At 36.7% G+C, this 24,619-nt stretch carries 38 protein-coding genes and 1 pseudogene; all 39 read left to right on the plus strand.

Annotated features, from left to right (window positions below; genetic code table 11):
• Positions 1–279: pseudogene (gene tuf, locus ABMA76_RS08390) on the plus strand (elongation factor Tu); the annotation flags it as partial.
• A gap of 167 nt (positions 280–446) precedes the next feature.
• Complete coding sequence (gene rpsJ, locus ABMA76_RS08395) at positions 447–755, plus strand: 30S ribosomal protein S10 (protein WP_021265868.1); 309 nt, start codon at positions 447–449, stop codon at positions 753–755.
• A gap of 72 nt (positions 756–827) precedes the next feature.
• Positions 828–1,502 carry a 50S ribosomal protein L3 gene (gene rplC, locus ABMA76_RS08400; protein WP_392909672.1) on the plus strand — a complete coding sequence of 225 codons (675 nt, stop codon included), beginning with the start codon at positions 828–830 and terminating at the stop codon, positions 1,500–1,502.
• Positions 1,503–1,523: 21 nt separating this feature from the next.
• Positions 1,524–2,141, plus strand: a complete 618-nt coding sequence (rplD, locus tag ABMA76_RS08405; protein ID WP_392909673.1) for a 50S ribosomal protein L4 — start codon at positions 1,524–1,526, stop codon at positions 2,139–2,141.
• A 3-nt stretch (positions 2,142–2,144) separates the two neighbouring features.
• A complete protein-coding gene (rplW, locus tag ABMA76_RS08410) occupies positions 2,145–2,435 on the plus strand; it encodes a 50S ribosomal protein L23 (RefSeq protein ID WP_021266483.1) in 291 nt (96 codons plus the stop codon).
• A 19-nt stretch (positions 2,436–2,454) separates the two neighbouring features.
• Positions 2,455–3,279, plus strand: coding sequence for a 50S ribosomal protein L2 (rplB, locus tag ABMA76_RS08415; protein WP_021266159.1), 825 nt, complete (start codon positions 2,455–2,457; stop codon positions 3,277–3,279).
• A gap of 12 nt (positions 3,280–3,291) precedes the next feature.
• The gene (rpsS, locus tag ABMA76_RS08420; RefSeq protein WP_021266332.1) at positions 3,292–3,576 is read left to right on the plus strand and encodes a 30S ribosomal protein S19; all 285 of its coding nucleotides are present in this window, start codon (positions 3,292–3,294) and stop codon (positions 3,574–3,576) included.
• Positions 3,577–3,607: 31 nt separating this feature from the next.
• Complete coding sequence (gene rplV, locus ABMA76_RS08425; protein WP_021266204.1) at positions 3,608–3,943, plus strand: 50S ribosomal protein L22; 336 nt, start codon at positions 3,608–3,610, stop codon at positions 3,941–3,943.
• A gap of 8 nt (positions 3,944–3,951) precedes the next feature.
• Positions 3,952–4,581 (plus strand): 30S ribosomal protein S3, encoded by a 630-nt coding sequence (gene rpsC / locus ABMA76_RS08430; protein ID WP_021265986.1) that lies wholly within the window; start codon positions 3,952–3,954, stop codon positions 4,579–4,581.
• Positions 4,582–4,620: 39 nt separating this feature from the next.
• Positions 4,621–5,040 (plus strand): 50S ribosomal protein L16, encoded by a 420-nt coding sequence (gene rplP / locus ABMA76_RS08435; RefSeq protein WP_021266311.1) that lies wholly within the window; start codon positions 4,621–4,623, stop codon positions 5,038–5,040.
• 17 nt (positions 5,041–5,057) lie between these two features.
• Positions 5,058–5,255: a 50S ribosomal protein L29 gene (rpmC, locus tag ABMA76_RS08440; protein WP_021266478.1), complete on the plus strand. Its 198-nt coding sequence runs from the start codon at positions 5,058–5,060 to the stop codon at positions 5,253–5,255.
• A 2-nt stretch (positions 5,256–5,257) separates the two neighbouring features.
• Positions 5,258–5,506 carry a 30S ribosomal protein S17 gene (rpsQ, locus tag ABMA76_RS08445; RefSeq protein WP_021266428.1) on the plus strand — a complete coding sequence of 83 codons (249 nt, stop codon included), beginning with the start codon at positions 5,258–5,260 and terminating at the stop codon, positions 5,504–5,506.
• A gap of 30 nt (positions 5,507–5,536) precedes the next feature.
• Positions 5,537–5,905: a 50S ribosomal protein L14 gene (gene rplN, locus ABMA76_RS08450; RefSeq protein WP_021265914.1), complete on the plus strand. Its 369-nt coding sequence runs from the start codon at positions 5,537–5,539 to the stop codon at positions 5,903–5,905.
• Positions 5,906–5,927: 22 nt separating this feature from the next.
• Positions 5,928–6,239, plus strand: a complete 312-nt coding sequence (gene rplX, locus ABMA76_RS08455) for a 50S ribosomal protein L24 (protein ID WP_021265798.1) — start codon at positions 5,928–5,930, stop codon at positions 6,237–6,239.
• Positions 6,240–6,253: 14 nt separating this feature from the next.
• A complete protein-coding gene (rplE, locus tag ABMA76_RS08460; protein WP_392909675.1) occupies positions 6,254–6,793 on the plus strand; it encodes a 50S ribosomal protein L5 in 540 nt (179 codons plus the stop codon).
• Between the two features lie 14 nt (positions 6,794–6,807).
• Positions 6,808–7,113 (plus strand): 30S ribosomal protein S14, encoded by a 306-nt coding sequence (gene rpsN / locus ABMA76_RS08465; RefSeq protein ID WP_392909676.1) that lies wholly within the window; start codon positions 6,808–6,810, stop codon positions 7,111–7,113.
• 22 nt (positions 7,114–7,135) lie between these two features.
• Entirely contained in the window at positions 7,136–7,516 is a 381-nt protein-coding gene (gene rpsH, locus ABMA76_RS08470) for a 30S ribosomal protein S8 (RefSeq protein ID WP_040313878.1), read from the plus strand.
• A 13-nt stretch (positions 7,517–7,529) separates the two neighbouring features.
• Entirely contained in the window at positions 7,530–8,066 is a 537-nt protein-coding gene (gene rplF, locus ABMA76_RS08475) for a 50S ribosomal protein L6 (RefSeq protein ID WP_392909677.1), read from the plus strand.
• Between the two features lie 54 nt (positions 8,067–8,120).
• Entirely contained in the window at positions 8,121–8,498 is a 378-nt protein-coding gene (rplR, locus tag ABMA76_RS08480) for a 50S ribosomal protein L18 (protein ID WP_021266175.1), read from the plus strand.
• A 111-nt stretch (positions 8,499–8,609) separates the two neighbouring features.
• Positions 8,610–9,098, plus strand: a complete 489-nt coding sequence (gene rpsE / locus ABMA76_RS08485; protein WP_040313879.1) for a 30S ribosomal protein S5 — start codon at positions 8,610–8,612, stop codon at positions 9,096–9,098.
• Positions 9,099–9,109: 11 nt separating this feature from the next.
• Complete coding sequence (gene rpmD, locus ABMA76_RS08490) at positions 9,110–9,292, plus strand: 50S ribosomal protein L30 (protein WP_021266070.1); 183 nt, start codon at positions 9,110–9,112, stop codon at positions 9,290–9,292.
• Between the two features lie 27 nt (positions 9,293–9,319).
• A complete protein-coding gene (rplO, locus tag ABMA76_RS08495) occupies positions 9,320–9,775 on the plus strand; it encodes a 50S ribosomal protein L15 (RefSeq protein ID WP_392857980.1) in 456 nt (151 codons plus the stop codon).
• A 16-nt stretch (positions 9,776–9,791) separates the two neighbouring features.
• Entirely contained in the window at positions 9,792–11,105 is a 1,314-nt protein-coding gene (gene secY / locus ABMA76_RS08500) for a preprotein translocase subunit SecY (RefSeq protein WP_392909679.1), read from the plus strand.
• A gap of 3 nt (positions 11,106–11,108) precedes the next feature.
• A complete protein-coding gene (locus ABMA76_RS08505) occupies positions 11,109–11,744 on the plus strand; it encodes an adenylate kinase (protein ID WP_392909680.1) in 636 nt (211 codons plus the stop codon).
• Between the two features lie 75 nt (positions 11,745–11,819).
• On the plus strand, positions 11,820–12,044 hold the full coding sequence (gene infA, locus ABMA76_RS08510) for a translation initiation factor IF-1 (protein ID WP_021266177.1): 225 nt from the start codon (positions 11,820–11,822) through the stop codon (positions 12,042–12,044).
• Between the two features lie 21 nt (positions 12,045–12,065).
• Entirely contained in the window at positions 12,066–12,179 is a 114-nt protein-coding gene (gene rpmJ, locus ABMA76_RS08515; protein ID WP_021266475.1) for a 50S ribosomal protein L36, read from the plus strand.
• A gap of 21 nt (positions 12,180–12,200) precedes the next feature.
• On the plus strand, positions 12,201–12,584 hold the full coding sequence (gene rpsM / locus ABMA76_RS08520; RefSeq protein WP_021265934.1) for a 30S ribosomal protein S13: 384 nt from the start codon (positions 12,201–12,203) through the stop codon (positions 12,582–12,584).
• 16 nt (positions 12,585–12,600) lie between these two features.
• Positions 12,601–12,987 carry a 30S ribosomal protein S11 gene (gene rpsK / locus ABMA76_RS08525; RefSeq protein WP_021266246.1) on the plus strand — a complete coding sequence of 129 codons (387 nt, stop codon included), beginning with the start codon at positions 12,601–12,603 and terminating at the stop codon, positions 12,985–12,987.
• 29 nt (positions 12,988–13,016) lie between these two features.
• Positions 13,017–14,027, plus strand: coding sequence for a DNA-directed RNA polymerase subunit alpha (locus ABMA76_RS08530; protein WP_392909681.1), 1,011 nt, complete (start codon positions 13,017–13,019; stop codon positions 14,025–14,027).
• Positions 14,028–14,053: 26 nt separating this feature from the next.
• Positions 14,054–14,410, plus strand: a complete 357-nt coding sequence (gene rplQ, locus ABMA76_RS08535; protein ID WP_392909683.1) for a 50S ribosomal protein L17 — start codon at positions 14,054–14,056, stop codon at positions 14,408–14,410.
• A gap of 82 nt (positions 14,411–14,492) precedes the next feature.
• Positions 14,493–15,050: a TlpA family protein disulfide reductase gene (locus ABMA76_RS08540; protein ID WP_392909684.1), complete on the plus strand. Its 558-nt coding sequence runs from the start codon at positions 14,493–14,495 to the stop codon at positions 15,048–15,050.
• A gap of 138 nt (positions 15,051–15,188) precedes the next feature.
• The gene (locus ABMA76_RS08545) at positions 15,189–16,760 is read left to right on the plus strand and encodes a sigma-54 interaction domain-containing protein (protein WP_392909685.1); all 1,572 of its coding nucleotides are present in this window, start codon (positions 15,189–15,191) and stop codon (positions 16,758–16,760) included.
• Between the two features lie 197 nt (positions 16,761–16,957).
• Complete coding sequence (locus ABMA76_RS08550; protein WP_392857967.1) at positions 16,958–18,532, plus strand: acyl-CoA carboxylase subunit beta; 1,575 nt, start codon at positions 16,958–16,960, stop codon at positions 18,530–18,532.
• Entirely contained in the window at positions 18,529–19,980 is a 1,452-nt protein-coding gene (locus ABMA76_RS08555) for an acetyl/propionyl/methylcrotonyl-CoA carboxylase subunit alpha (protein WP_392909686.1), read from the plus strand. The genes ABMA76_RS08550 and ABMA76_RS08555 overlap by 4 nt, the downstream gene beginning before the upstream one ends.
• 1 nt (position 19,981) lies before the next feature.
• Positions 19,982–20,488, plus strand: a complete 507-nt coding sequence (locus ABMA76_RS08560; RefSeq protein WP_392857963.1) for an acetyl-CoA carboxylase biotin carboxyl carrier protein subunit — start codon at positions 19,982–19,984, stop codon at positions 20,486–20,488.
• Between the two features lie 21 nt (positions 20,489–20,509).
• Positions 20,510–21,502, plus strand: a complete 993-nt coding sequence (gene hflK, locus ABMA76_RS08565) for an FtsH protease activity modulator HflK (protein ID WP_021266388.1) — start codon at positions 20,510–20,512, stop codon at positions 21,500–21,502.
• Positions 21,499–22,440, plus strand: coding sequence for a protease modulator HflC (hflC, locus tag ABMA76_RS08570; RefSeq protein WP_392909688.1), 942 nt, complete (start codon positions 21,499–21,501; stop codon positions 22,438–22,440). Before hflK ends, hflC begins: the two co-directional genes overlap by 4 nt.
• A 3-nt stretch (positions 22,441–22,443) precedes the next feature.
• Positions 22,444–23,067, plus strand: coding sequence for an L-threonylcarbamoyladenylate synthase (locus ABMA76_RS08575; protein ID WP_392909689.1), 624 nt, complete (start codon positions 22,444–22,446; stop codon positions 23,065–23,067).
• A gap of 107 nt (positions 23,068–23,174) precedes the next feature.
• Positions 23,175–24,614, plus strand: a complete 1,440-nt coding sequence (locus ABMA76_RS08580; RefSeq protein WP_393061364.1) for a hypothetical protein — start codon at positions 23,175–23,177, stop codon at positions 24,612–24,614.
• Positions 24,615–24,619 lie beyond the last annotated feature (5 nt).

Genomic DNA, 24,619 nt, shown 5'->3' on the forward strand with positions numbered 1-24,619 from the left:
GCGAAATTTAACTGTGAAGTATATATCCTTTCAAAAGATGAAGGTGGACGTCACACTCCAATCTTCAAAGGTTATAGGCCACAGTTCTACTTCAGAACAACAGACGTAACAGGTGACATCACACTTGCAGACGGTGTTGAAATGGTTATGCCAGGTGACAACACTTCTTTCGCAGTAGAGCTAATTACTCCAATCGCGATGGAAAAAGGTCTTAAGTTCGCAATCCGTGAGGGTGGTAGAACAATTGGTGCTGGTACAGTATCTGAAATTTTAGACTAAATTTTTGCTTAAATTTTGGGGTGGTCTCTTGATCACCCCTTTTTTGCGCTCAATACTTTAAATTGACGCGTAAAAAATATATGGCCTAGCGTAAAAATAATTTGACAATAGGCCCAAAAAAACAGTAAAAGTCAGGTTCAACTTTTAAAATTGATAATAGGATGAGTATGAAAGCTTCTAAGTTAAGAATTAAATTACGCGCATATGATCACAAGCTTCTAGATAGCTCAGTTGATGAGATCGTACAAACAGCTAAAGAGACAGGCGCAAGAGTAGCGGGTCCAATCCCATTACCAACTGAAATTAACAAGTTTACAGTTCTTAGAGGACCTCACAAAGATAAAAAATCTCGTGAGCAGTTCGAAATGAGAACACACAAGAGACTAATTGATATTGTTGATCCAACTCAACAAACTGTTGATAGCCTAATGAAGTTAGATCTATCAGCTGGTGTTGACGTAGAGATCAAGTACTAGTATAAACGAAAAAAATTTTTATTATTAACCATGCATGCATCTCTTGGAGAAGAGTGATGCTGTGGAGGCAAAATGACAGAAGAAACTCAAGCAGTTGAGACTACTGCTACTGTATCGCTTAACACTATCTATGGTGTGAAAGCTGGTATGACAAGAATCTTTGATGAAGCTGGAAACCACGTTCCAGTAACAGTTATCAAACTAATCCCTAACAAAGTTACACAAGTTAAAACTTTAGACAGAGACGGTTACGAAGCTTACCAAGTGGGTTACTACGAAAAAAGAGAAAAGCTTGTTAATAAGCCAACTCAAGGTCACCTAAAAGCTGCTAACGTTGAAAATAACTTTGTAAAATTTGCAGAAGTTAGAACAGAAGGCGTTGATGCTGCTAACTTAGGTAAAGATCTATCTCTAGAGTCATTTGAAGCTTCTACATATGTTGATGTAACAGGAACTTCTAAAGGTAAAGGTTTCCAAGGTCAGATGAAGCGTCACAACTTCAAAGGTGGACCTGCTACTCACGGTTCGAAATTCCACAGACGTGGTGGTTCGATCGGTAACAGAGCTACTCCTGGTAAAGTTTGGAAGAACAAAAGAATGCCTGGTCACATGGGTTGTGACACAAAAACAATCCAAAACATCAAGGTTGTTGAAGTTAATCAAGATAAAGGATACATGCTACTTAAGGGATCAGTTCCTGGTTCAAAAAATGGTTTTGTAAGAATCGCAAAAGCACTTAAGAAGTAATAGTAGACTGAGGTAATAGTTATGAGTGATGTAACAGTATTAAATGCAAAATTAGAAGAAGCAGGAAAGCTTACTACAAATGTAAGTCTTACTGCTGAAGATATTAACGTAGCGGCTGTACACCAAGTTGTTAAGGCTACTCTAGCGGGAAGAAGACAAGGTAATGCTTGTGTTAAAGGTCGTTCAGATGTTAGCGGTGGTGGAGCTAAGCCTTTTAAGCAAAAAGGTACAGGTAGAGCTAGACAAGGTTCAATTAGATCGTCTCTTATGGTAGGCGGTGGAACAGTTCACGGTCCAAGCCCAAGAAGCTACGTACAAAAAGTAAATAAGAAAATGGCAAAGGTTGCAATTCAATCTGTACTTGCTGACAAACTCCAAGCTGGAAAGTTGACAGTAGTAGATACAATTGAATCAACTGGAAAAACTAAAGATATGTACACTCTATTAAATGGTAAGGGTTTACTTCCTGCTTTAGTAGTAACTGCTGATAAAAACTCACCAGCTCTTAGAGCAGTGAAGAACTTACAGTGGGGTAAAGGGATGGCCGTAGAAGGTTTCTCTGTATACGAAGCAGTAAAATTTGAAAACCTAGTTATCGAAAAGAGTGCATTAGAAACCCTATTAAGTAAGTTGGTGTAGATTATGGCGACGTTAGAAAATGTATTAAAGAAACCACTTATCACTGAAAAGACTTCTGTTGCTACAGATAATGAAAACCGTTTTGGTTTTGTTGTAGATCTTAAGGCAAATAAGCATCAAATTAAGAATGCAGTTGAAGCTCTATATGATGTGAAAGTTTTAAATGTAAAGACAAACATTACTCCAGGTAAAGTTAAGAGAGCTGGTAAGGGTGTTAAAAAGACTAGTAAATTCAAGAAGGCTTTCGTTCAATTAGCGGAAGGTCAAAAGATTGAATTTTTTAAAGGTGTTTAACTAGTTAGCTGAGGAAATTATGGGTATTAAAAGATTTAAACCAACAACTCCTTCACTAAGAAAGATGCAAGTCGTAAATAGTGATGAGTTAACAAAAGGTGTAAAGCCAGTTAAAGGCCTTACAGCTGTTAAGAAAAATTTTGCAGGTAGAAATAACGCTGGTCGCATCACTGTTAGACACAGAGGTGGCGGTGTTAAGAGAAGATACAGAATTATTGATTTCAAAAGAAATAAAACAGATATCCCTGCAACTGTTCAAGCGATCTCTTACGATCCAAACAGAACTTGTAATATTGCACTTATCGCATACCTAGACGGTGAAAAGAGCTACATTCTAGCTCCACTTGGTCTTAAGGTTGGAGATAAGGTAATCGCTTCTGCAGATGCAGATATTAAAGTAGGAAATGCTAAGAAGCTTAAGGACATTCCAGTTGGTACTCTTGTACACAATGTTGAAATGTATCCAGGAGCTGGTGGTCAGCTAGCACGTTCTGCAGGTTCTTACGTTCAAATTATGGCGAAAGAAGGTAAATTTGCTCTTCTTAGAATGCCATCAGGTGAGCTTAGAAAAGTTGAAGTTAGTTGTGTAGCTACAATTGGTCAGGTTGGTAATCTTGATCATGAAAAACGTAACATTGGTAAAGCTGGACGTAAGAGAAAGCTTGGTTTCAGACCAACTGTTCGTGGTGTTGCTATGAACCCAGTTGATCACCCACACGGTGGTGGTGAAGGTAGAACTTCAGGTGGACGTCATCCAGTATCACCATGGGGAACACCAGCTAAGGGTTACAAGACAAGAACTAATAAGAGAACTGATAAGTTCATCGTTAAGAGAAGAAAGTAGTAGGAGATTAATATGGCCCGTTCATTAAAAAAAGGTCCATTTGTTGATATTAGCTTAATGAAAAAAGCTCTACAAATGCAAGAAGAAGGTAACAAAGGTAACAAAGTGATCAAGACTTGGTCTAGAAGATCAACAATTGTTCCTGAGTTCATCGGACTTACTTTTGCCGTTCACAACGGTAAGAAATTCATACCGGTTTATGTAACTGACAATATGATTGGACATAAATTAGGTGAATTTGCACTAACTAGAACATACTTTGGTCACGGTGCAGATAAAAAAGCTAAGAAAAGATAGTTAAGTTAGAGTTGAATAAGGAGAAGGTCAGATGGCCATTACAGTTAGAAACAGTAGAGTTGGTATCGCACCAAGAAAAGTAAGACAGGTTTGCGATCTAATCAGAAAGAAGAAAGCTTCTGAGGCGCTAAGAATCTTACGCTTCCAAGAGAAGAAAGAAATTGCACTTGTTTTAACAAAATTAATTAATAGTGGATTAGCAATCGCAGCTGATTCTGAAAAGTATGACTTAGATAACCTAGTTATCGGTACGATTAAAGCAGACGAAGGTCCAACTTTAAAGCGTATTCAGCCAAGAGCTCAAGGTCGTGCGTTCAGAATTAGAAAAAGAACTAGTCACATAACAGTAGAACTAAAAGAAGCATAGGATAAATTATGGGACAAAAAGTACATCCATACGGTTTTAGATTAGGTTATATTAAGTCATGGCATTCAAACTGGTTTGCTAACGATAGAGAATACGGTGAGACTCTTCACGAAGATCTAGCGATTAGAAACTACATTGAAAAGAACATGAAAAATGCTTCTGTAGCTAATATCGAATTATCAAGAACTTCAAACCAGGTTAAAGTTACTGTTTATACAGCTAAGCCAGGTGTTGCTATTGGTAAAAAAGGTGCAGGAATTGAAAAAATTAGAAACGACCTTAAGAAACTTACTAAAGGGACTCTAATCTTCAATATCGCAGAAGTTAAGAGACCAGATGCAGAAGCTAAGTTAATCGCGGAAAACATTGCAGGTCAGCTTGAAAAACGTGTAGCTTTCAGAAGAGCAATGAAGAAAGTTATGCAGTCAGCATTCAGAGCTGGTGTAAAAGGTATCCGTGTTAGAACAGCAGGACGTCTTGGCGGAGCTGAGATGGCAAGAGCTGAAGGTTATACAGAAAGAAAAGTTCCACTACATACTCTTAGAGCAGACATTGATTACAATACTGCTGAGGCTCACACTACATACGGTGTTATCGGTGTAAAAGTTTGGGTTTACAAAGGTGAGATCTATAAGTAGTAGGAAATTCGTTAGTGAATTTATTTTATTGAGGTAAATATGTTAAGTCCAAAGAAAGTAAAGTGGCGTAAGCAGCAGAAAGGAAGAATGAAGGGTAAGGCGAACCGTGGAAATACTATCACGTTCGGTGAATTTGCTATACAAGCCCTATCATGTGGGTATATAACTAACCGTCAAATTGAAGCTGCCCGTATTGCAATGACAAGAAAGATCAAAAGAGGTGGTAACGTTTGGATCAAGATCTTCCCAGATAAGGTCCTTACTAAGAAACCAGCTGAAGTTCGTATGGGGAAAGGTAAAGGTTCTCCAGATTCTTGGGTTGCAGTAGTAAAACCAGGAAGAGTAATGTTTGAAATCAAACACATCGATCCTGAGCTAAGTAAACAAGCACTTAAGCTTGCAATGTATAAACTACCTGTAAAGACTAGAATTATTTCTAGAGAACAGCAGGAACTTTAAATCGTTAAGAGGAAGTTATGCAAAAGTTAGAGTACAAAGATATAAGCGGTTTAAGCGGTAAAGAAATTGATGCAAAAGTAGTTGAAATGAGAAGAGCTATCTTTGATATCAACATGTCTAAAACGACAAGTGGAATCGAGAAGCCTCATGAGCTAAAACTTGCAAAAAAGAATATTGCTAAATTATTAACAGCAAAAAATGCTAAAGGTGAGTAACCATGAGTACAAATACGTTTAAGAGAAAGCTAGATGGTGTAGTTGTTTCTGTAAAGAATGAGAACACAGTTGTTGTGAATGTTGCTAGACGTTTCAAGCACCCTGTTTACAGCAAATTCGTTACAAAAACTAAGAAGTACCACGCTCATAACGTAAGTTTAGAAGCGAATCTAGGTGACAATGTAACAATTATTGAAAGTAAACCTTATTCAAAACTCAAAAAGTGGGAACTGTTAAAGGTAAATAAGTAGGGCTTAATAAGCCTATTTTAGGAGTTAGTAATGATCCAAATGCAAACTAAGTTAGAAGTTGCTGATAACTCTGGAGCTAAAGAAGTAAAGTGTATCAAGGTTCTTGGTGGTTCAAAAAGAATGAACGCAAATCTTGGTGACATTATTGTTGTAGCAGTTCAGCAAGCACTACCAGGTGGAAAAATTAAAAAGGGTGACGTTAAGAAAGCGGTTATCGTTAGAACAAAGTACCCTATTAGAAGAGACGACGGTTCATACATCAGATTTGATAAGAACAGCGTTGTAATACTAAATAATAACAATGAACCAGTAGGTACACGTATTTTTGGTCCTGTTGCGAGAGAGTTAAGAAACAAGAGCTTTACGAAGATCTGTTCTTTAGCGCCAGAAGTTCTTTAATTAAAGGTTCAGTGAGGAAGTTATGCAAAAGCTAAAAGTTAATGATAATGTTGTAGTTTTAACAGGTAAAGACAGAGGCAAAACTGGTGAAGTTAAGAAAATCAACTTCAAGACCAAAGTTGTTTATGTTGGTGGTGTTAATCTAGTAAAAAAAGCAATTAAACCAACTCAAGAGAACCCAGCTGGTGGTATCGTAGACATCGAAGCACCTCTTAACATCTCAAATGTTGCTGTTGTTAGCCCAAAAACAAAAAAGGCTACAAGAGTAAGAATTGAAGAAAAAGATGGTAAGAAGGTTAGAGTCGCTGTGTCTTGTGGATCAGTACTGAGTTAAGGATAGAGGCAAAAATGAGCAGATTCAAAAAACTATATAATGATGAAATAAAAAATAAAATGACTGAGAAGTTTGGTTATAAGAATGTTAACCAAATTCCTAAGCTAGAAAAGATAGTAGTTAACTGTTGTACAAGAGACGCAGTAACTAACTCTAAAGTTGTTCAGTCGATTGTTAACGATCTTGGTACTATTACTGGTCAAAAGCCTGTTGTAGCTAAAGCTAGAAAATCTGTTGCTGGTTTCAAAGTAAGAGAAGGTATGGCCTTAGGTGCAAATGTTACTCTTCGTGGTGATAGAATGTACGAATTCCTAGATAGACTTGTTAACATCACTCTTCCAAGAGTTCGTGACTTTAGAGGTGTTTCTTCTAAAGGTTTTGATGGAAAAGGTAACTATACTTTAGGTTTAAAAGAGCAGATTATTTTCCCAGAAATTTCTTACGATCAAATTGATAAAGTAAGAGGTCTAGGAATCTCAATCGTAACTACTGCTGGAAACAACGAAGAAGGTAGAGAGCTTCTAAACCTTTTTGGTATGCCTTTTAACAAGTAATTGAGGATAATGTAATGGCTAGAAAAGCGAAAATTGAAAGTAACAAAAAAAGAGCTAAACTTGCTGAAAAATATGGTGCTTTAAGAAAAGAACTTAAAGCTGCTATTATCAACGAGAATCTTTCTGATGAAGAAAGATTTGAAGCGATGATCAAGCTACAAAAGCTACCAAGAAATTCAGCTGCAATTAGAGTTAGAAATAGATGTGAATTAACAGGTCGTCCACGTGCTTTCTATAGAAAGTTCAGACTATCAAGAATTCAATTTAGAGAGTTAGCACTTAGAGGAATGATCCCTGGTGTAACTAAGTCAAGCTGGTAATGGTTGAGGAGACGAAATTATGATGACTGATCCTATTGCAGATATGTTAACAAGAATTAGAAATGCAATTAATGCTGGACACGATAGAGTGGAATTTCCAGCTTCGAAAATGAAAGCAGGTGTTTGTAAAGTTATGAAAGACGAAGGTTATATTCGCTCATTCAAAATCATTGCAAAGAGCCAATCAGATATTAGAATCAAAGTATTACTTAAAGACGACGCTATCGTAGGTCTTGAGAGAGTATCTAAACCAGGTCTTAGACAGTATCGTGGTTACAAGGACATCTCTAGAGTTATTAGTGGTCTTGGTACTTCAATCTTATCAACTTCTAAAGGAATTATTTCTGATAGAGAAGCGAGAGCGACTAAAGTTGGTGGTGAAGTAATCTGTAATATTTGGTAGTAGGGAGCGAGTAATGTCACGTGTAGGAAAAAACCCGGTAGTAGTTCCTGAGAAAGTTCAGGTTACAATAAATGGTACAAATGTATCAGTTAAAGGACCTAAAGGTGAGCTAGAGTACACTTTCAATGATAGAGTGACTTTTACACAAGAAGGTAATGAAGTTAAAGTAAACCCAGTTGATGAGTCTAAAAAGTCTCGTGCAATGTGGGGTACAGCAAGACAAATCGTTTTCAACATGGTAACTGGTGTTACTGATGGATTTGTTAGAAAGCTAGAGTTCAATGGTGTTGGTTATAAGGCAGCGGTTAGTGGAAATACACTAACTCTTAACCTTGGTTATTCACACCCAATTGAATATGTTCTTCCAGAAGGCGTAGCAGCGAAAGTTGCTGGTAAAGAAATCGAACTTACTGGATCAAATAAAGAACTAGTTGGCTTTGCTGCTGCAAAGATCCGTTCATTCAGACCACCAGAGCCTTACAAAGGTAAAGGTGTTAAATACGCTGAAGAGACAATCGTAAGAAAAGCTGGTAAATCTGGCGGTAAGTAATAAATAGTAGCCTGAGAATGGCCCGCAGTGAGGGCCTAGGGTGAGGAGTTTAAAATGATTAGAAAGCCTTATGGTAAAGCTGGTAAAGCAAGTACAGCTAGAAAAATTAGAAGAAAACTTGCTATCCGTAAGAAAGTTAACGGAACTGCTGAAAGACCACGTCTATCGGTTAACCGTACAAACAAGCACATTACAGTTCAGGTAATTGATGATGTTGCTAATAAGACACTTTTCAGTGTTCAAACTTACGGTAAAAATGCTGTTGAAGGAAAAAGCAATGTTGCTGGTGCAACGCTAGTTGGGACAAAACTTGCTGAAAACCTAAAGTCTAACAATATTTCAACTGCTGTATTCGACAGAAACGGACTTAGATACCACGGTGTAATTAAGGCTGTTGTTGAAGCTGCTAGAGAAAATGGAATTCAAATTTAGGAGTAAGTGATGACTGAAGAAAATAAAAGCGTTGAAAAAACAGTAAAAGCAGAACCAAAGAAAAGACAAGCTTCTAAGAAAGCTCCAGCGAAAAAGCGTCAAGCTAACTCTATGGATGTTGAATTAGAAGAAAGAGTTGTTGCTGTAAATAGAGTTGCTAAGGTTATGAAGGGTGGTAGAAGATTTTCTTTCAGTGCTCTAATGATCGTTGGTGATAAGAATGGTCGCGTAGGTTACGGTCTTGGTAAAGCTAAGGAAGTTCCTGAAGCAATCAGAAAAGCTACACAAGCTGCTCAAAAAAGCATGATTTCAGTACCAGTTGATGCAGGAACTATTCCTCACACTGTACTTGGAGAATTTGATGCTGGTAAGATTCTATTTAAGCCTGCTGCGGAAGGTACAGGGGTTAAGGCTGCTGGTGCATGTCGTTCAATCCTAGAACTTGCAGGTGTTAAAGACGTACTTACTAAGTCTCTTAGAGGTAACAACCCACATAACATCGTTAAGGCAACTTTTGACGCTCTTAAACAACTAAGATCTGTAGAAGAAGTAGCTAAAGTACGTGGAAAAGAAGCTAAAGGCTTAAGAATTAAAGGTTAATTGAGGTTGATATGACAGCGAAAACAATTACAGTAACATTAAAGAAAAGTACTATTAAATGTACTGAGAAGCAGAAAGCTACAGTAAGAGGACTTGGTCTAAGAAAAACTGGAACTTCAAAAACTTTAGAAAACACTTCTGCTGTTAGAGGGATGATCAAAAAGGTAATTCACCTTTTAGACATTCAAGAATAAGCAGTATTAGTTGATTAAGAGGTAAATATGTTAACTTTAAATAACTTAAAAAGTCCAAAAGGTGCACATAAAAACATTAAGAGAATTGGTCGTGGACAAGGTTCAGGTCAAGGTACTCAAGCTGGTAAAGGGCACAAGGGTCAAAAGGCTCGTGCTGGTGGCGGTGTAAGAACTGGTTTCGAAGGTGGAGCAATGCCACTTTACATGCGTCTTCCAAAAAGAGGTTTCTCTAACGCACCATTTAAAACTGTGTATGCAGAAGTTTCTCTATCTACATTAGAAGCTAAATTTGATGGCGGAGACGTTACAAAAGAAGCTCTAATTGAGAAAGGTATCCTTAAGGGTGCAGACAAAAGACGTCCAGTGAAAATTCTTGCTAACGGAGAGCTTTCAAAATCGTTAAATTTTGTTAATATTGAAAAGTTTTCTAAAGGTGCTCAAGAAGCAATCGAGAAAGCTGGTGGAAAAATAGCAACAAAATAGATAAAAGGATCGTCTGATGTCAAACGCTCAAGGAAAACTTGAAGAGCTTAAGAAAAAAGTCTTTTTTACTTTTTTATTATTAGTAGTATATAGATTGGTTGCGCAAATTCCTGTACCAGGAGTTGATGCGCAGGCAATCTCTTCTTATTTTGCGGAAGCTGGTGGAGGAAGTCTTTTTGACCTGATCAACACTTTTAGTGGTGGTGCCTTCAAGCGATTCTCGGTTTTAGCACTGGGGATTATGCCGTATATTACTACTTCTATCATCTTTTCTCTTTTAGGAGAGGTTATTCCTCAAATCCAAGAGCTACAAGAAGACTCAGAAGGTAACAAAAAAATTCAAAAGTGGACTAGGTATGCAACAGTAATTCTCTGTTGCATACAAGGTTACTCAATGGCCGCTGTTTTCGAAACATTTGTTTCACCAGGAGGCGCTAGAGTTATCCCTGAGCCAGGTATGCTTTTTAGAATTGTAACTATGATTACTTTAGCTGCAGGGACAATGTTCCTACTTTGGCTTGGTGAACGTATTACAGAATTTGGCTTGGAGAATGGTGTTTCTCTGATTATTTTTGCTGGTATTGCTGTAGAGTTACCATCAGAAGTTATTCAAAAAATCACACTATTTAGAAACGGTGAAATGGGAGGACTAGAGCTTCTTACATTTGTAGCCGTTATTATTGTTGCATTTTTTGTTGTTGCATTTATCGAAAGAGCTTTTAGGGCTGTTCCGGTTCAGTATGCAAAACGTGTTGTTAATAATAGAGTTTATGGTGGTAACCAAACTCTTCCAATGAGAGTTGATACTGGCGGTGTTATGCCTCCAATCTTAGCTTCTTCTTTATTAGCAGCCCCAGCAACTTTTGCTACATTTATTCCTGCAGACAGTGCTTTTAAGCCATACTTTGATACAATTCAGCAAAGTTTAGCTCCAGGACAACTTTTATTCAATATTCTTTTTGCAACACTTATTGTGTATATGACTTACTTCTATGCACCGATCCAATTCAAAACGAAGAAGATTTCAGAGATGTTACAAAAGAATAATGCTTTTATTCCAGGTATTAGGCCAGGTGATAAAACTAAAGAGTATTTAGATACATTATTAAATCGTTTATCATTCTTTGGGGCTCTTTTCCTTATCGTAGTTTGTATTGTTCCTTCATTAATTACAGGAGCACAAACTAGATTTGGTGGTACTTCAATGCTTATTTTAGTATCTGTATCAGTTAGAGTTATGATGAATGTTCAATCGTTTATGTTTGCTGACAAGTATGAAATGTCATACAAGTCAAAAGGTAAATATAACGGAAACAATAGAAGGTTCTAGTCCATGGCACCTCAACTTATTTTAATTGGAGCTCCTGGATCAGGAAAAGGTACTCAAGCTAAGAATATTGTTTCTGAGCTTGGGTACAAACATGTTTCTACTGGAGACTTGCTTAGAGCAGAAGTAGCTAAAGAGTCAGAGCTTGGTCGAAAGATTAAGGCCGTTATGGATTCTGGTAAACTAGTAAGTGACGAGTTAGTATTAGATCTTCTTAAGGCAAATTGTGCTGTTGAGAAGTCGACATATATTTTTGATGGTTATCCAAGAAACTTAGTTCAAGCAAAGGATTTAGATAGTGCTCTACTTGGTGGAGTCGATTCTAAAGCAATTTACTTTGATATCGCACTTGATACTTTAGTTGAGAGAATTGTTAATAGACGCGTGGCTCCTGGAAGCGGTGAGATCTACAATCTAAAGACAAAGCCACCTAAAGTTGAAGGTAAGTGTGACGTTTCAGGTGAAGACCTTGTGCATCGTAAGGATGATAACGAGGAGACTGTAAGAACAAGAATGAAGGTTTTTACAGATAATATTGAGCCAGTTCTTGAGTATTATGAATCTCAGGGCCGCTTGGTTAGAGTTGATGCTACTAACGGGCTTGATGAGATTTTTGAAGAAATAAAAAAAGTAGTTAAATAATTTATTTTATAAGTAATTCGCCTTGCAATATGGCCCTGAGTCATATATAAGCAATTACTTTAGGTTTTAAAGTATATGAGTAATCAGGAAACGATTGAAGTTGAAGGAGAGGTTACTGAACTTCTTCCAAACACAAAATTTAAGGTTAAATTACCTAATGGACATTCTGTCATTGCCCACATTAGTGGAAAAATGAGAATGCACTTTATTAAAATTTTACCTGGAGATAAGGTACTTGTTGAGATTAGCAAGTATGACTTAACGAAGGGCCGAATTACATATAGAAGTAAAAAACGCTAGTGTAGAATTTACGAGGTTGTTATGAAAGTTAGAGCATCTGTAAAGCCGATGTGCAAAGATTGTAAAGTTATTAAAAGAAGAGGCGTACTTAGAGTTGTATGTAAGCAACCTAAGCACAAGCAAAGACAAGGTTAATCATAGGAAAGGAGTGTAGCTATGGCGAGAATTCTTGGTGTTGATATTCCTAGAAATAAGGTAATGAAAATTGCCCTGCAATCAATTTACGGTGTAGGACCGAAGGTTGCTAAGGAAGTATTAGAAAAAACAAACATCGATTTAAACAAAAATTCAAACGAACTAACTGAAGAAGAAGCAAACGAAATCAGACTTCTTCTTGAAAGTGAGTACACTGTAGAAGGTGACTTACGTAGAGAAGTTGGTCTTAACATTAAACGACTAAAAGACTTAGGTTGTTACAGAGGGATCAGACATAGAAAAGGTCTTCCTGTAAGAGGTCAAAGAACTTCTACAAATGCTCGTACTCGTAAGGGACCAGCTGTTGCAATCGCAGGTAAGAAGTCAATTAAGTCAATGAAGTAATTGTTAGGAGTTAATGATGGTTAAGAAAACAGCTTCAAAGAAAAAAGTTAAAAAGAATATTTCGAGAGGTATTGCACACATTCAATGCTCTTTCAATAATACAATCGTTACGTTCACTGACATGAACGGTAACGCTATTTCATGGGCATCTGCTGGTCAATTAGGATTCAGAGGCTCTAAGAAATCGACTCCATTCGCGGCACAGATGGCTTCTATGGAAGCAGCTAAAAAGGCTATGGAGCACGGACTATCTACTGTTGAAGTAAGAGTTAAGGGTCCGGGTGCAGGTAGAGAAAATGCTGTTAGAGCATTCATCGCTGCAGGCCTTAAAATCACTTCTGTTGCTGATAGGTCACCAATTCCACACAATGGATGTCGTGCACCGAAAAGAAGAAGAGTATAATTATATAGATTTATATTAAGGAGTTGTCTGTGGACACATTTACAGCAAAAAATTGGACAGGAATGATAAGACCAGTAGCTTTGGAAATGGATAACGATAAGCTAACTAATACTTATGGTAAGTTCGTTGCTAAGCCACTAGAAAGAGGTTATGGACAAACTCTTGGAAACTCTTTACGTCGTGTACTTCTATCTTCACTTCAGGGTGCAGCTATTGTTGCAATCAGAATTGATGGTGTTGAACATGAGTTTGGTACAATCAACAACGTAAAAGAAGAAGTTTCTGAGATTATTCTTAACCTTAAAGAAGTTCACTTTAGAATTAAAGATAAAGAGCAGGTAACTCTTACTCTTGAGAAATCAGTAGAGGGTGTTGTTACTGCTGGTGACATTTCTGAGTCTGCAAATGTTGAAGTTTTAAATCCAGAGCACGCTATCTGTAATCTATCAACTGGTGGATCTATTAAAATGGAACTACTTGTTGCTAGAGGTAAAGGATACGTTACAGCTCTTGATAATAAAGAGTCTTTTGATCTTCCAATCGGTTGGATTTATCTTGATTCTCTTTTCTCACCTGTTGCACGTGTTAACTATACAGTTACTAACTCACGTGTTGGTAAGAGAACAGATTTTGATAAGCTTACTCTTGAAGTTTGGACTAACGCAGGTGTTGAGCCTTCGGATGCAGTAGCTTACTCAGCGAAGATCCTAAGAGACCAACTTGCTGTATTCCTTAGCTTCGAAGATGAAGAAGAAATCACAAGAATGGAAACTAAGCCTAAGAAACAACAAAATACTGCTAATGCAGCTCTATTAAAGCCTGTATCTGAGCTTGAGCTGTCTGTAAGATCTGCAAACTGCTTGCAGAACGCAGATATTAAGTATATCTATGAGCTAGTTTCTAAGACTGAAGGCGAGATGCTAAGAACTAAGAACTTTGGACGTAAGTCACTAAATGAGATTAAAGAAGTACTTTCTCAAATGGGACTTGGTCTGGGTATGAAAGTTGATAGCATCATGCAAGATCTAAAAGAAGAATAAAAGTTGTTATAAGTTGAGGTAGAGATATGAGACATCAAAAACATAAGTATAAACTAGGTGTAAGTCCTTCACACAGAGTTGCAATGGTTAAAAACCTTGCTTCTGAAGTTATCGATCACGGTATGATTAAAACTACTCTTACAAGAGCTAAAGCAATCAAGCCAGTAGTTGAAAAATTAGTAACTCTTTCTAAAAATGATACAGTTGCTAACAGAAGACTTGCATACAAAAAACTTAATGATAAGAATGCTGTAAACAAGCTTTTTACTGAGCTTGGGCCAAAATTCAAAGAAAGAAACGGTGGTTACACTAGAATCATGAGACTTTCTGAGAACAGAGTTGGTGATAACTCTAAAATGGCATACATCGCATTTGTTGATTAATTTTTAATCTGAATAAGATAGAATAAACCCATCATATTTGCGTATGATGGGTTTTTTTATTTAAAACTTTTCCAATATATCTATGAGCACATCTTCTAAAGTTTCTATTATTTTCATTATTGTTGCCATTACACTAGGTTATTCCATTTATCATAAGGGTAAGGTGGATACTTATGTAGACCAAAGTCGTGATTATATTCTTAAGTCACTGCCAAGTGTAAAACTCGATAATTTTGCTGATAATACTGAAGTCGAACTTCAAGATTTAGCTAGAAACTCTAATGGTTTAGTCGTGCATTTTTGGGGTACTTGGTGTGCACCTTGTGAAGCCGAATTTCCTGAATTTGTTGAATTTGCACGCAAGCTGGAAGAGAAAAATGTTAAGGTTGTTTTCATGGCCGTTAAAGATGATGACATGAAAATTAAAAAATTTCTTAAAAGATTCAATAACTTACCATCAAATTCTTTAGTGATTCATGATCAAGCAGGTATCTCTATGAGTAAATTAGGTGTTGTAAAGGTTCCGGAGACTTTTGTCTTCAATTCAAAACTAGAGCACAGAATCATGTTTAAAGGTCCTCAGGATTGGAAAATGGATTCATATTTTGTACGTGTTCTTAGCTATTTAGGCGTGAAGTAAATTAATAATATTTCTTTAAATTCGTCTATTTTTTTATCATTCATAGTTAAGTTTTATTAAATTCTGCCGAAAAGTTTTACAGACTTTGCTTTGGCCTATCGTTTTTTGTGCCAAAGAATTAAACATCGGAGAATAAAAATGATCAACTGGAATGAACTAAAAGGACTTCATGTTATTTCTAAGCTCGAAGAAGTAATTCATAAGTGGTTTGGTGTAGAGGTTTTCTATGCAGATAACCATTTTAAGATTAGAAGTTCACACACTGATAAGGACTATAATTTTAAAAACCTTTTCTTTGAGACACAAATGTCACTTCCACATGGTTATGATTTTGTTACGGCCGATGTTGAGAGATTTAGTGATGAACTAAGCCAGTCTGGTGAGGTTGTTATGATCTTTGATTCATATTTCCCAGGTGTTAAAATGATGGGTACTAAGATTGAAATTGAAGGTGAGTATCATGGAACTGTATTTGCTTTTCCTTTCTTAAAAAGTACATTTACTGAATCAGAAGAAAAAGAGTTGGTAACGGCACTAATTGAGCATGGTGCATCTCCAGAAGCAGCACAAGAATGTGTTAATGAAACAAGAAGATTATTCCCGAGAGAAATTGAATATTTAAAAGAGTTAGTTGAGCTAGTTGCAGGTGAAATTTCTACATTTCACCATGAAATCTCTAAGCGTGAAGAAAGAATTCATATGCTTAATTCTGAGCTAGGTGAAAAGTTTCGCTATCACAATATGATTGGTAAATCTAAGCAAATGCAAAAGATTTATTCACTACTAGAGCGTATTTCTACGAGTGAATCATCAGTTCTTATTCAAGGTGAAAACGGAACTGGTAAGGAACTTGTTGCTAAGGCCGTACACTTTGCTTCTCCACGTAAAGATGCTCAGTTCCTAGCTGTGAACTGTTCAGCATTCAACGAAAACTTATTAGACTCTGAATTATTTGGTCACGTTAAGGGATCATTTACTGGAGCACATAAAGAGAAATCTGGTTTATTTGAACTAGCTAATGGTGGAACACTATTTCTTGATGAAATTGGTGATACTTCACTTTCAATGCAGGTAAAACTACTTCGTGTCCTTCAGGAAGGTACATATCTTCCAGTTGGTGCTGATTCACCTAGAAGAACTGATGTTCGTATTATCGCAGCGACAAATAAAGACCTTAAAACAATGATGGCAAAAGGTGAATTTAGAGAAGACCTCTACTATAGAATTAACGTTCTAAATGTAAATCTTCCTCCGCTAAGAGATAGAAAAGAAGATATTCCTGTATTAATGGAGCACTTTCTTAAGAAGAAATGTGATGAGTCGGGGATGCCGATGAAGTCATACTCTAAGAAGTGTATGGAAAAAATGCTAGATTACCCATGGCCAGGTAACGTACGTCAGCTAGAAAACGAAGTTGAGAGACTGGTTGTGCTTGCTGGTGATGATAAATCAATTACTCCAGATAACTTAAGCCCTCAGATCCTTGATCATGGCGCAGCTCCAGTTGAGTCAACTAGAGGTGTTAATACATCAGGTAAACTTAAGGATGCACTAATGGAGCTAGAGATCATTATGATTCGTGAAGGTCTTAAGAGATGCAACTTCAATAAGTCAAAGCTTGCTAAAGAGCTTGGGATGTCTAGGGCCAGCCTTATTATGAAAGTTGATAAGTATGGACTAGATAAACGTGCGAAAGCAGGTAATGAATAGAATAATTGCTTTAAAATAAAAAGATAGACACTTTTAGGCCCTCTGCGAGGGCCTTTTTATTTATATTTCCATAATTTCAGTTACTTAACCCCTCAAAAATAACGCAATGTGATTGGGCAAATTACCTTTTAAGGGTGTAATATGCTCGGATAATTAATTACATAGAATCTCGAAAGAGAAATTGGTGGAGGGGATGTATGTCAACAACCAGTGAAAATATATTAGAGCAAAAAAGAGCTCTTTTAGTAGACAGAAGAATGCAGGCCGAGCTTGGTGGTGGTGAAGCGAGAATCGCTAAGCAACATGAGCAAGGTAAGTATACTGCAAGAGAAAGAATTGAAAGACTTGTTGATCCAGGTACTTTCATTGAGTTTGATAAATTTGTTACACATCGTTGTGTGAACTTCGGAATGGAAAATAAGAAGTTTTACGGTGATGGTGTTGTTACGGGTATTGCAGAGATTAACGGACAAAAAATTGCGGTTTACTCTCAAGACTTTACTTGTTGGGGTGGAGCACTTGGTGAAGCTCATGCAAGAAAGATCTGTAAGATTATGGACTTTGCTCTTGATAACAGAATTCCTGTAATTGGAATTCAAGATTCAGGTGGAGCTCGTATTCAAGAAGGTGTTGATGCACTTGGTGGATACGCTGAAATTTTCTACAGAAACGTAAAGGCTTCAGGTGTAATTCCTCAGATCTCATTAATCATGGGTCCTTCAGCAGGTGGAGCTGTTTATTCTCCAGCTGTAACTGACTTTATCTTCATGGTTGATAAGTCATCATATATGTTTGTTACGGGTCCAGATGTTATCAAGACTGTAACTCACGAAGAAGTAACAAAAGAAGATCTTGGTGGTGCAACAGCTCACTCAGAAAAGTCAGGTGTATGTCAGTTTAAGTGTAAAGACGAAGACGAAACATTTGAAAGAGTAAGAGAGTTAATGAGCTATATCCCAGCTTCTAACTTTAAAAAGCAAGCGCCTAAGTATACTTCGGATCCAGTTTATAGAGATAACTCTAAACTAAAAGAAGTTGTGCCAGGTAACCCTAAGAAGCCATACGATATGAAAGAAGTAATTCTTGATATCGTTGATGATGGGCACTTCTTAGAAGTACATAAGGATTATGCAAGAAATATCATCGTTGGTTTCGCATCAATTGGTGGAATTAAAATTGGTATCGTAGCAAATCAACCAGAAGTTCTAGCTGGTGTTCTTGATATCGATTCATCTTGTAAAGCTGCTCGTTTCATCAGATTCTGTGATGCTTTTGATATTCCAATTGTTTCACTTGTAGACGTTCCTGGTTTCTTACCAGGTACAGTTCAAGAGTACGGTGGGATCATTAAGCACGGATCAAAACTTCTTTACGCATACGCAGAAGCTACTGTTCCATTAATTACTCTTATTACAAGAAAGTCTTACGGTGGAGCTTATGACGTTATGGCATCTAAGCACATTCGTTCAGACGTAAACCTTGCTTACCCAACTGGTGAAATTGCAGTTATGGGTGCAGAAGGTGCAGTTAATATTGTATTTAGAAAAGAACTTCAAGGCCTTGAAGGTGAAGCTTTTGATAAGAAGAAAGCTGAGCTAGTTGCAAACTATGAGAATAACTTCGCTAATCCATATGTTGCAGCTGAAAGAGGATATATTGATGCTGTTATTCTTCCTGAAGAAACAAGAAAGCGTCTATATGAATACCTAGTTGTTCTAAAAGATAAGAACGTTGACCGTCCAAAACGTAAACACGGGAATATTCAATTATGATGATCAGACAGCCAAAGAACATGGAAAGAAGAGTACTAATTGCTAACCGTGGAGAGATTGCTTCACGTGTTGCAAAAGCTTGTCGTGAGCTAGGGCATACTGCAATTGGTATTTACACAGATAATGAACCACAAGGAACTCACTTACAATTTTGTGATGAGTGGGTATACCTTCCGGGAAATACAAATGCTGAAACATATTTAAATGTTGAAAAGCTTGTTGCTCTTGCTAAGGAAGTTAAAGCCGATGGTGTACACCCTGGTTACGGTTTTCTTTCTGAGAATAGAGATTTTGCAAATGCTCTATCTGATGCAGGAATTACTTTCATTGGTCCACATGTTGAGGCCATTAGAGTTATGGGTGATAAGGCAACATCTAAGAAGCTAGCAAACGATGCTGGTGTTCCTACTGTTCCAGGTACAGACCACGCTGTTCCAACTGTTGATGAAGCGGTTGAGATTGCGAGTAGAATTGGTTATCCAGTTCTATTAAAAGCTGTTGCCGGTGGTGGTGGACGTGGTATGCGTGCATGTAAAGATGAAGCTGAAGTACGTGCTCAGTTTGAAGCCGTTGGACGTGAGTCTATGGCAGCTTTCAATAACGGAGACCTTTTAGTTGAGAAACTAATTGTTAATCCACGTCACATTGAAGTTCAGATTCTTGCAGATAAGAAAGGTAATACTTTCCACTTTTTTGAAAGAGAGTGTTCGGTACAAAGAAGACACCAGAAGATTATTGAAGAAGCACCATCTCCATTTATTGGAACTGATGAAGAACTTCGTCAAAGTGTTTGTGAAACGGCAGTTAAGCTTGCTAAGGCAGTAAACTATGACTCAGCAGGAACTGTTGAATTCATCATGGGTGAAGATAAGCAATTTTACTTCCTAGAAATGAATACACGTATTCAGGTAGAGCACCCAATCACTGAAGAAATCACAGGAATGGATCTTATTGTTTGTATGATCCAAGCTGCTTTTGGTGATGAGTTAGGAATTCCTTCTCAAGAATTTATCAGAAGATCAGGGCATGCGATTGAGTGTCGTATTTGTGCTGAAGATCCAATTACAATGCTTCCAGCTCCAGGTCTTGTAACAGGTTTTGAAACAAACTTCCCACAAGGAACTCGTTTTGATCACTGTCTATACAAAGGACTTGAAGTAACTCCTGACTTCGACCCAATGGTTGGTAAGTTAGTTTGTAAGGGAATCGTTCGTGACGTTGCTGTTAGAAAAATGAATGCAGCTCTTGATGGACTATTCATTGAAGGACTTAAGACAAATCTACCTCTTCTAAAAGAAATTATGACAGAGAAGAACTTTGTTGAAGGTCACTACTCAACAGCTTACATTGGTGAAGTAGCACCTCAGAACAACGTGAAGACAGACCTAGATCATATTAAGCTTTATACGATCATTGCTGGTTCTGAAGCACGTAGGATGGGTATCTAATATGAGAACATATTTAATTAATGATAATGAAGAAGTAATTGTTGATTTAACAAGAACTAAAGTTCACGATCACAGCTTAGTTGAGTTTGATTTTTCTACATTAAAAGAAGGTGAAAGAAGCCTTCATGAAACGATGTGGTTAAGAAAGCTTTGTGGCCAATATTTTATCTCTAGAGATAATAAAACTTGGAAAAAGATCCCAAGACAGGATCTTCCATCAAGGGTTGTGAATGTTGATAAAGTTTACTCTCTATTTAGAGGGTATAAGCCATCTGGCTTAGGTGGAGCTGACGCTGGTGAGCTTCTTACTAAAATGCCAGGTAAGGTTGTTAAGATCAATGTTGAAGTTGGTCAAGCAGTTAAGGCCGGTGAAACTCTAATTATTCTTGAGGCCATGAAAATGGAAAATGAGATTAAGAGTGGAATTGACGGAACTGTTAAAGCAATTCACGTTAAGGAAGGGGACGCCTTAGAAGAAAACGTCCTCATGTTAGAAGTAGAAGCATAAGACGCAAGTCAAGGAGAGCATATGTCTTTTAATAATGGACAAGCACCAAGGAATGACTTCGAAAAAATGAAACAAGATTTAGATAAGGGGCTCAAGTTACTTGGGCCCTTTTTTGTATTTATTGTTTTAGTTATTTTCGGGTACACATCTTTTTACACTGTTGAGCCTGATGAAGAGGCCGTGGTAATCCGTCTGGGGAAGTATATTAATACGAATACTCCAGGTCTTCATTTTAAAATCCCGTTTGGAATTGATGAAGTTATCAAGGTTAAGGTTAAAACAGTTCTTCAAGAAGAATTTGGATTTAGAACAAAGAGTACAAGATCTCGTCGTTCATCTTACTCAGGTGACAACTTTGATAATGAGTCTCTAATGTTAACTGGTGACTTAAATGTCGCTTCTGTTGAGTGGGCAGTCCAGTATCAAGTAAGAGATCCGTTTAAGTTTATCTTTCAAACAAGTGAGCCAGTAAGAAATATTCGCGACATCTCTGAGTCGATTATGAGAAGAGTTGTTGGTGATAGATCAGTTACTGATGTTCTAACAGTTGGTAAAGTTGAAATTGAAGCTGATGCAAAGGTTTTAATGCAAGAAGTGATTGATAAGTACGACATGGGAGTTTCAATTATTTCGGTAAAACTTCAAGATGTTAATCCTCCTCAGGTTGTTAAGGCTTCATTTAATGAAGTTAACGAAGCGAAACAAGAACAAGAAAAGGCCATCAACGAAGCTGAGGGTGCTTATAACAAGGTTATTCCTGAAGCACGTGGTAAGGCAGAGAAAATGGTTTCTGAAGCTGAAGGTTATGCTGCTGCTCTTGTAAACCGTGCAGAAGGGGACGTTGCGAAGTTTAAGGAAATTCTTAAAGAATATCGTCGTGCTCCAAAAATTACAAAAAAACGTCTTTATATTGAAGCAATGGAAGGGCTTTATAAGAAGTACGATAATCTTACGATTATTGACCCTAAGGTTAAGGGGCTTCTTCCAATTTACAACCAAGGAGCTAAGAAATGAATAAAGTAGTAACTCTTATTGTTGTTGTATTTATTGGTTTAATTCTAAGTAAGCAGTCACTGTTTATCGTTAGTGAAGGTAGACAAGCAATTATCACTGAATTTGGTAAACCTGTTGGAAAGCCAATTACAGATGCAGGTTTACACTTTAAGAAACCATTTGTTCAAGATGTACGATTTGTTGATAAACGAATTCTAAGCTGGGATGGTTTTCCAAATCAAATCCCTACAAAAGATAAGAAATTCATTAAAGTAGATACGACGGCAAGATTTAAAATTATTGATGCTCTTAAATTTATCCAAACTGTACGTAATACAGAAGGTGCCAAGAAGAGAATTGATACGATCTTAGATTCAGCAACAAGAAATGTGATTTCATCTCATGACCTTGTTGAAGCTGTACGTAACTCTAATGCAATTATTGATAAGTTAAATGCAACTAAAGTAGATGTTAACGAAATTGAAGAAGAAATAACTGGTGATATCGAAGATGTAAGCGTCGGTAGAGAAAAATTATCTCAACTAATTGTAAGCAAAGCCGATGGAGAGTTAGAACAATTTGGTATTCAATTAATTGATGTCCAATTAAGACGTATTTCATATGAGAAGTCAGTAGAACGTAAAGTTTACGAGAGAATGATTTCTGAACGTCAGAGGATTGCACAAAAGATTAGATCAATTGGAGAAGGTGAAAAGGCCAAGATTGAAGGACGTTTAGTAAAAGATTTACAAACAATTCAATCAGAAGGCTATAAGAAGTCGCAATTGATTAAAGGTCGTGCAGAAGCAAAGGCATCAGCAGTTTATGCGAAGTCTTTTTCTCAAGATCCAAGCTTTTTTGAGTTCGTGAGATCTCTTGAAGCATATAAGACATCAATTAAAGGTAAAACTAAGTTTATAATCTCTAATGATAACGAATTTTTAAAATACTTGAGGTAAGCATTGATTGAATATGTAATTGCAGAAAATCCAGATGATCGCGTATTACAAAAAGTCTCACAGGCTCTTAATAATGGAGAGCTTGTGTGCTTACCAACTGATACTAGTTGGGTCGTTATCTCTTCTCCTTTTAATAAGAAGGGGATTGAAAGAATCTATAAATATAAGAATGCTCCAAAACTAAAGACATTTTCACTTCTATGTGACTCGATTTCAATGGCCTCTGATGTGGCCAATATTGACGATGGCGTTTTTCGCTATATTAAGAGAATTATTCCAGGTCACTATACATTTATTTTTAATGCGAATAAGAAAATTACTAAGGCCGTTGCAGCAAATAAAACTGACCATGAAGTAGGAATTCGATTTGTTCCTTCGACACTTATTAGTCGACTACTTGAGATTCATGGAGAGCCGGTATTATCGAGTAATGTAGATTTGGATAAGTTTACTCCTGCTCTCTCTTCTTATGATGAATTATACTCTTATATGATTGAGGAATCATTAGCGGGAGTTGTGTCTCTCATCGTTGATCCAGGAGAGCATGAGTTTGTAGGCTCATCAACAATTGTTGACTTCACTAATGGTGAAGCTGATGTCATTAGACAAGGTGCTGGAATTCTTTAGTAATTTTAGTCTTTTACAAGATTTTTTTATTGTTAATTAAATAGACAAGGTACTGATTTTTTTCAATTTTCAGTATCTTGGTGTCTTTTTCTTCTATATTACAATCTATGTTAAAGAAGAAAATACTCCTCCTATCTTTTCTGCCTTATTTGGCCATGGCCAATAACTTTATCGAAGTTAAGGTTCATGATCTTAATGTTTCTAAGCAAGATGATATCTTTGGAAGACTAGGCTACATGGAGTACGAAAGTGCTATTATTTCTCGTGATAGTCTTTCATTTAATATCTCAGACCGAAATAAGAGCAAATCAAGTGCAGAGGTTTACTTTAAAAATAATCAGCTAAAACTTGATAATGGAATGATGACTGCTCAATTTGATATGAGTGGTAATACTTTTTTAAATACACTCGATAAATTAATAATTAAAAATGCTGAAACGGCGATTAATGCTACCTATTTCAATATAAATGGTTCTAGCTTTTATATGGACAGAGAAGGGCTTGAACTAAAGGCAAATAACTTCTTTGTTTTCTGTACAACAAATGATCCTGAATACGATATGGCCACTGGAGATGGGATTATTAAGGGCTGTATGACAGAGCTTAATATAACGCCTAAGTCGCATGAAAATCCTGTGAATTTTGTTTTTAAGAAGAAGTTAGAAGATGGGGCCACGTTTGCGGCGAGTGGTGATATTGGTACGATGCAATTGCAAGCGGCCAGATTTTTACAAATTGCTTCACCACTACTTGTTATGGATTACAAGCAATATGATGTACAAGCAAAATCTGTTGATCTTAAATGTGAAAAGGACGAGGACCTTGTTGAAATCGATTCTGATTCTCTAATGAGTGGTTGTGAAAACACTGCAGCTTTGAATGTTCCAAAGATTTTGGTTTCTAATTCAAAAGAGAAAACAAAATTTTATTTTGATATCGATACATTAAACGTGAAAAGTGAAAGATTGAATTTTCATTCAGATGTTTTTCAATTTATCGATACGAAGAAGTCTGTCACAGTAAAGGATCTTGACGTAAAATGCCAAAAGTTAATTCAATCAGACTTATTAGATATACCTTCAATGATTAAAGAGTGCTTAATTGATGGTTCTATAGAAATTGATAAGCTAAAAACGAGTGAAGATATTAAGATCGTTAGGGACCCTCGTGGACGTATCGTTTCTAGGCAAACAGTTTCGAATCGTTATAAGAATTTAGAAATAGATACTTATAGGCCTTTAGCAAATCTAAGTTTAGATAAATCAAACCTTTCAGATATTTCAATTAAAATTACTAATGGTATCGCTAAAGTTAAGGCGCATGCATATAAGAATGTTCTTTTAAAAAAGAATTTTGATGTAGATTTAACTGCGAGTGTTTCTTTTAATGAAAAAGATTCTCAAATTATTATGGATGTAACAGATGTCGTTGTTCCATTTGGTTTTATCAAAGTTAAGTGGATTTGGTTAATTGAAAAGATTATTAAGAATGCTATCGTAGGAAGTAATGTTACTTATGAAGATGGGAAATTCTATATTTCGATCTAGGAGAT

This window comes from Halobacteriovorax sp. ZH5_bin.2, assembly GCF_043196375.1.
In the GTDB taxonomy this organism is placed as follows: Bacteria; Bdellovibrionota; Bacteriovoracia; order Bacteriovoracales; family Bacteriovoracaceae; genus Halobacteriovorax_A.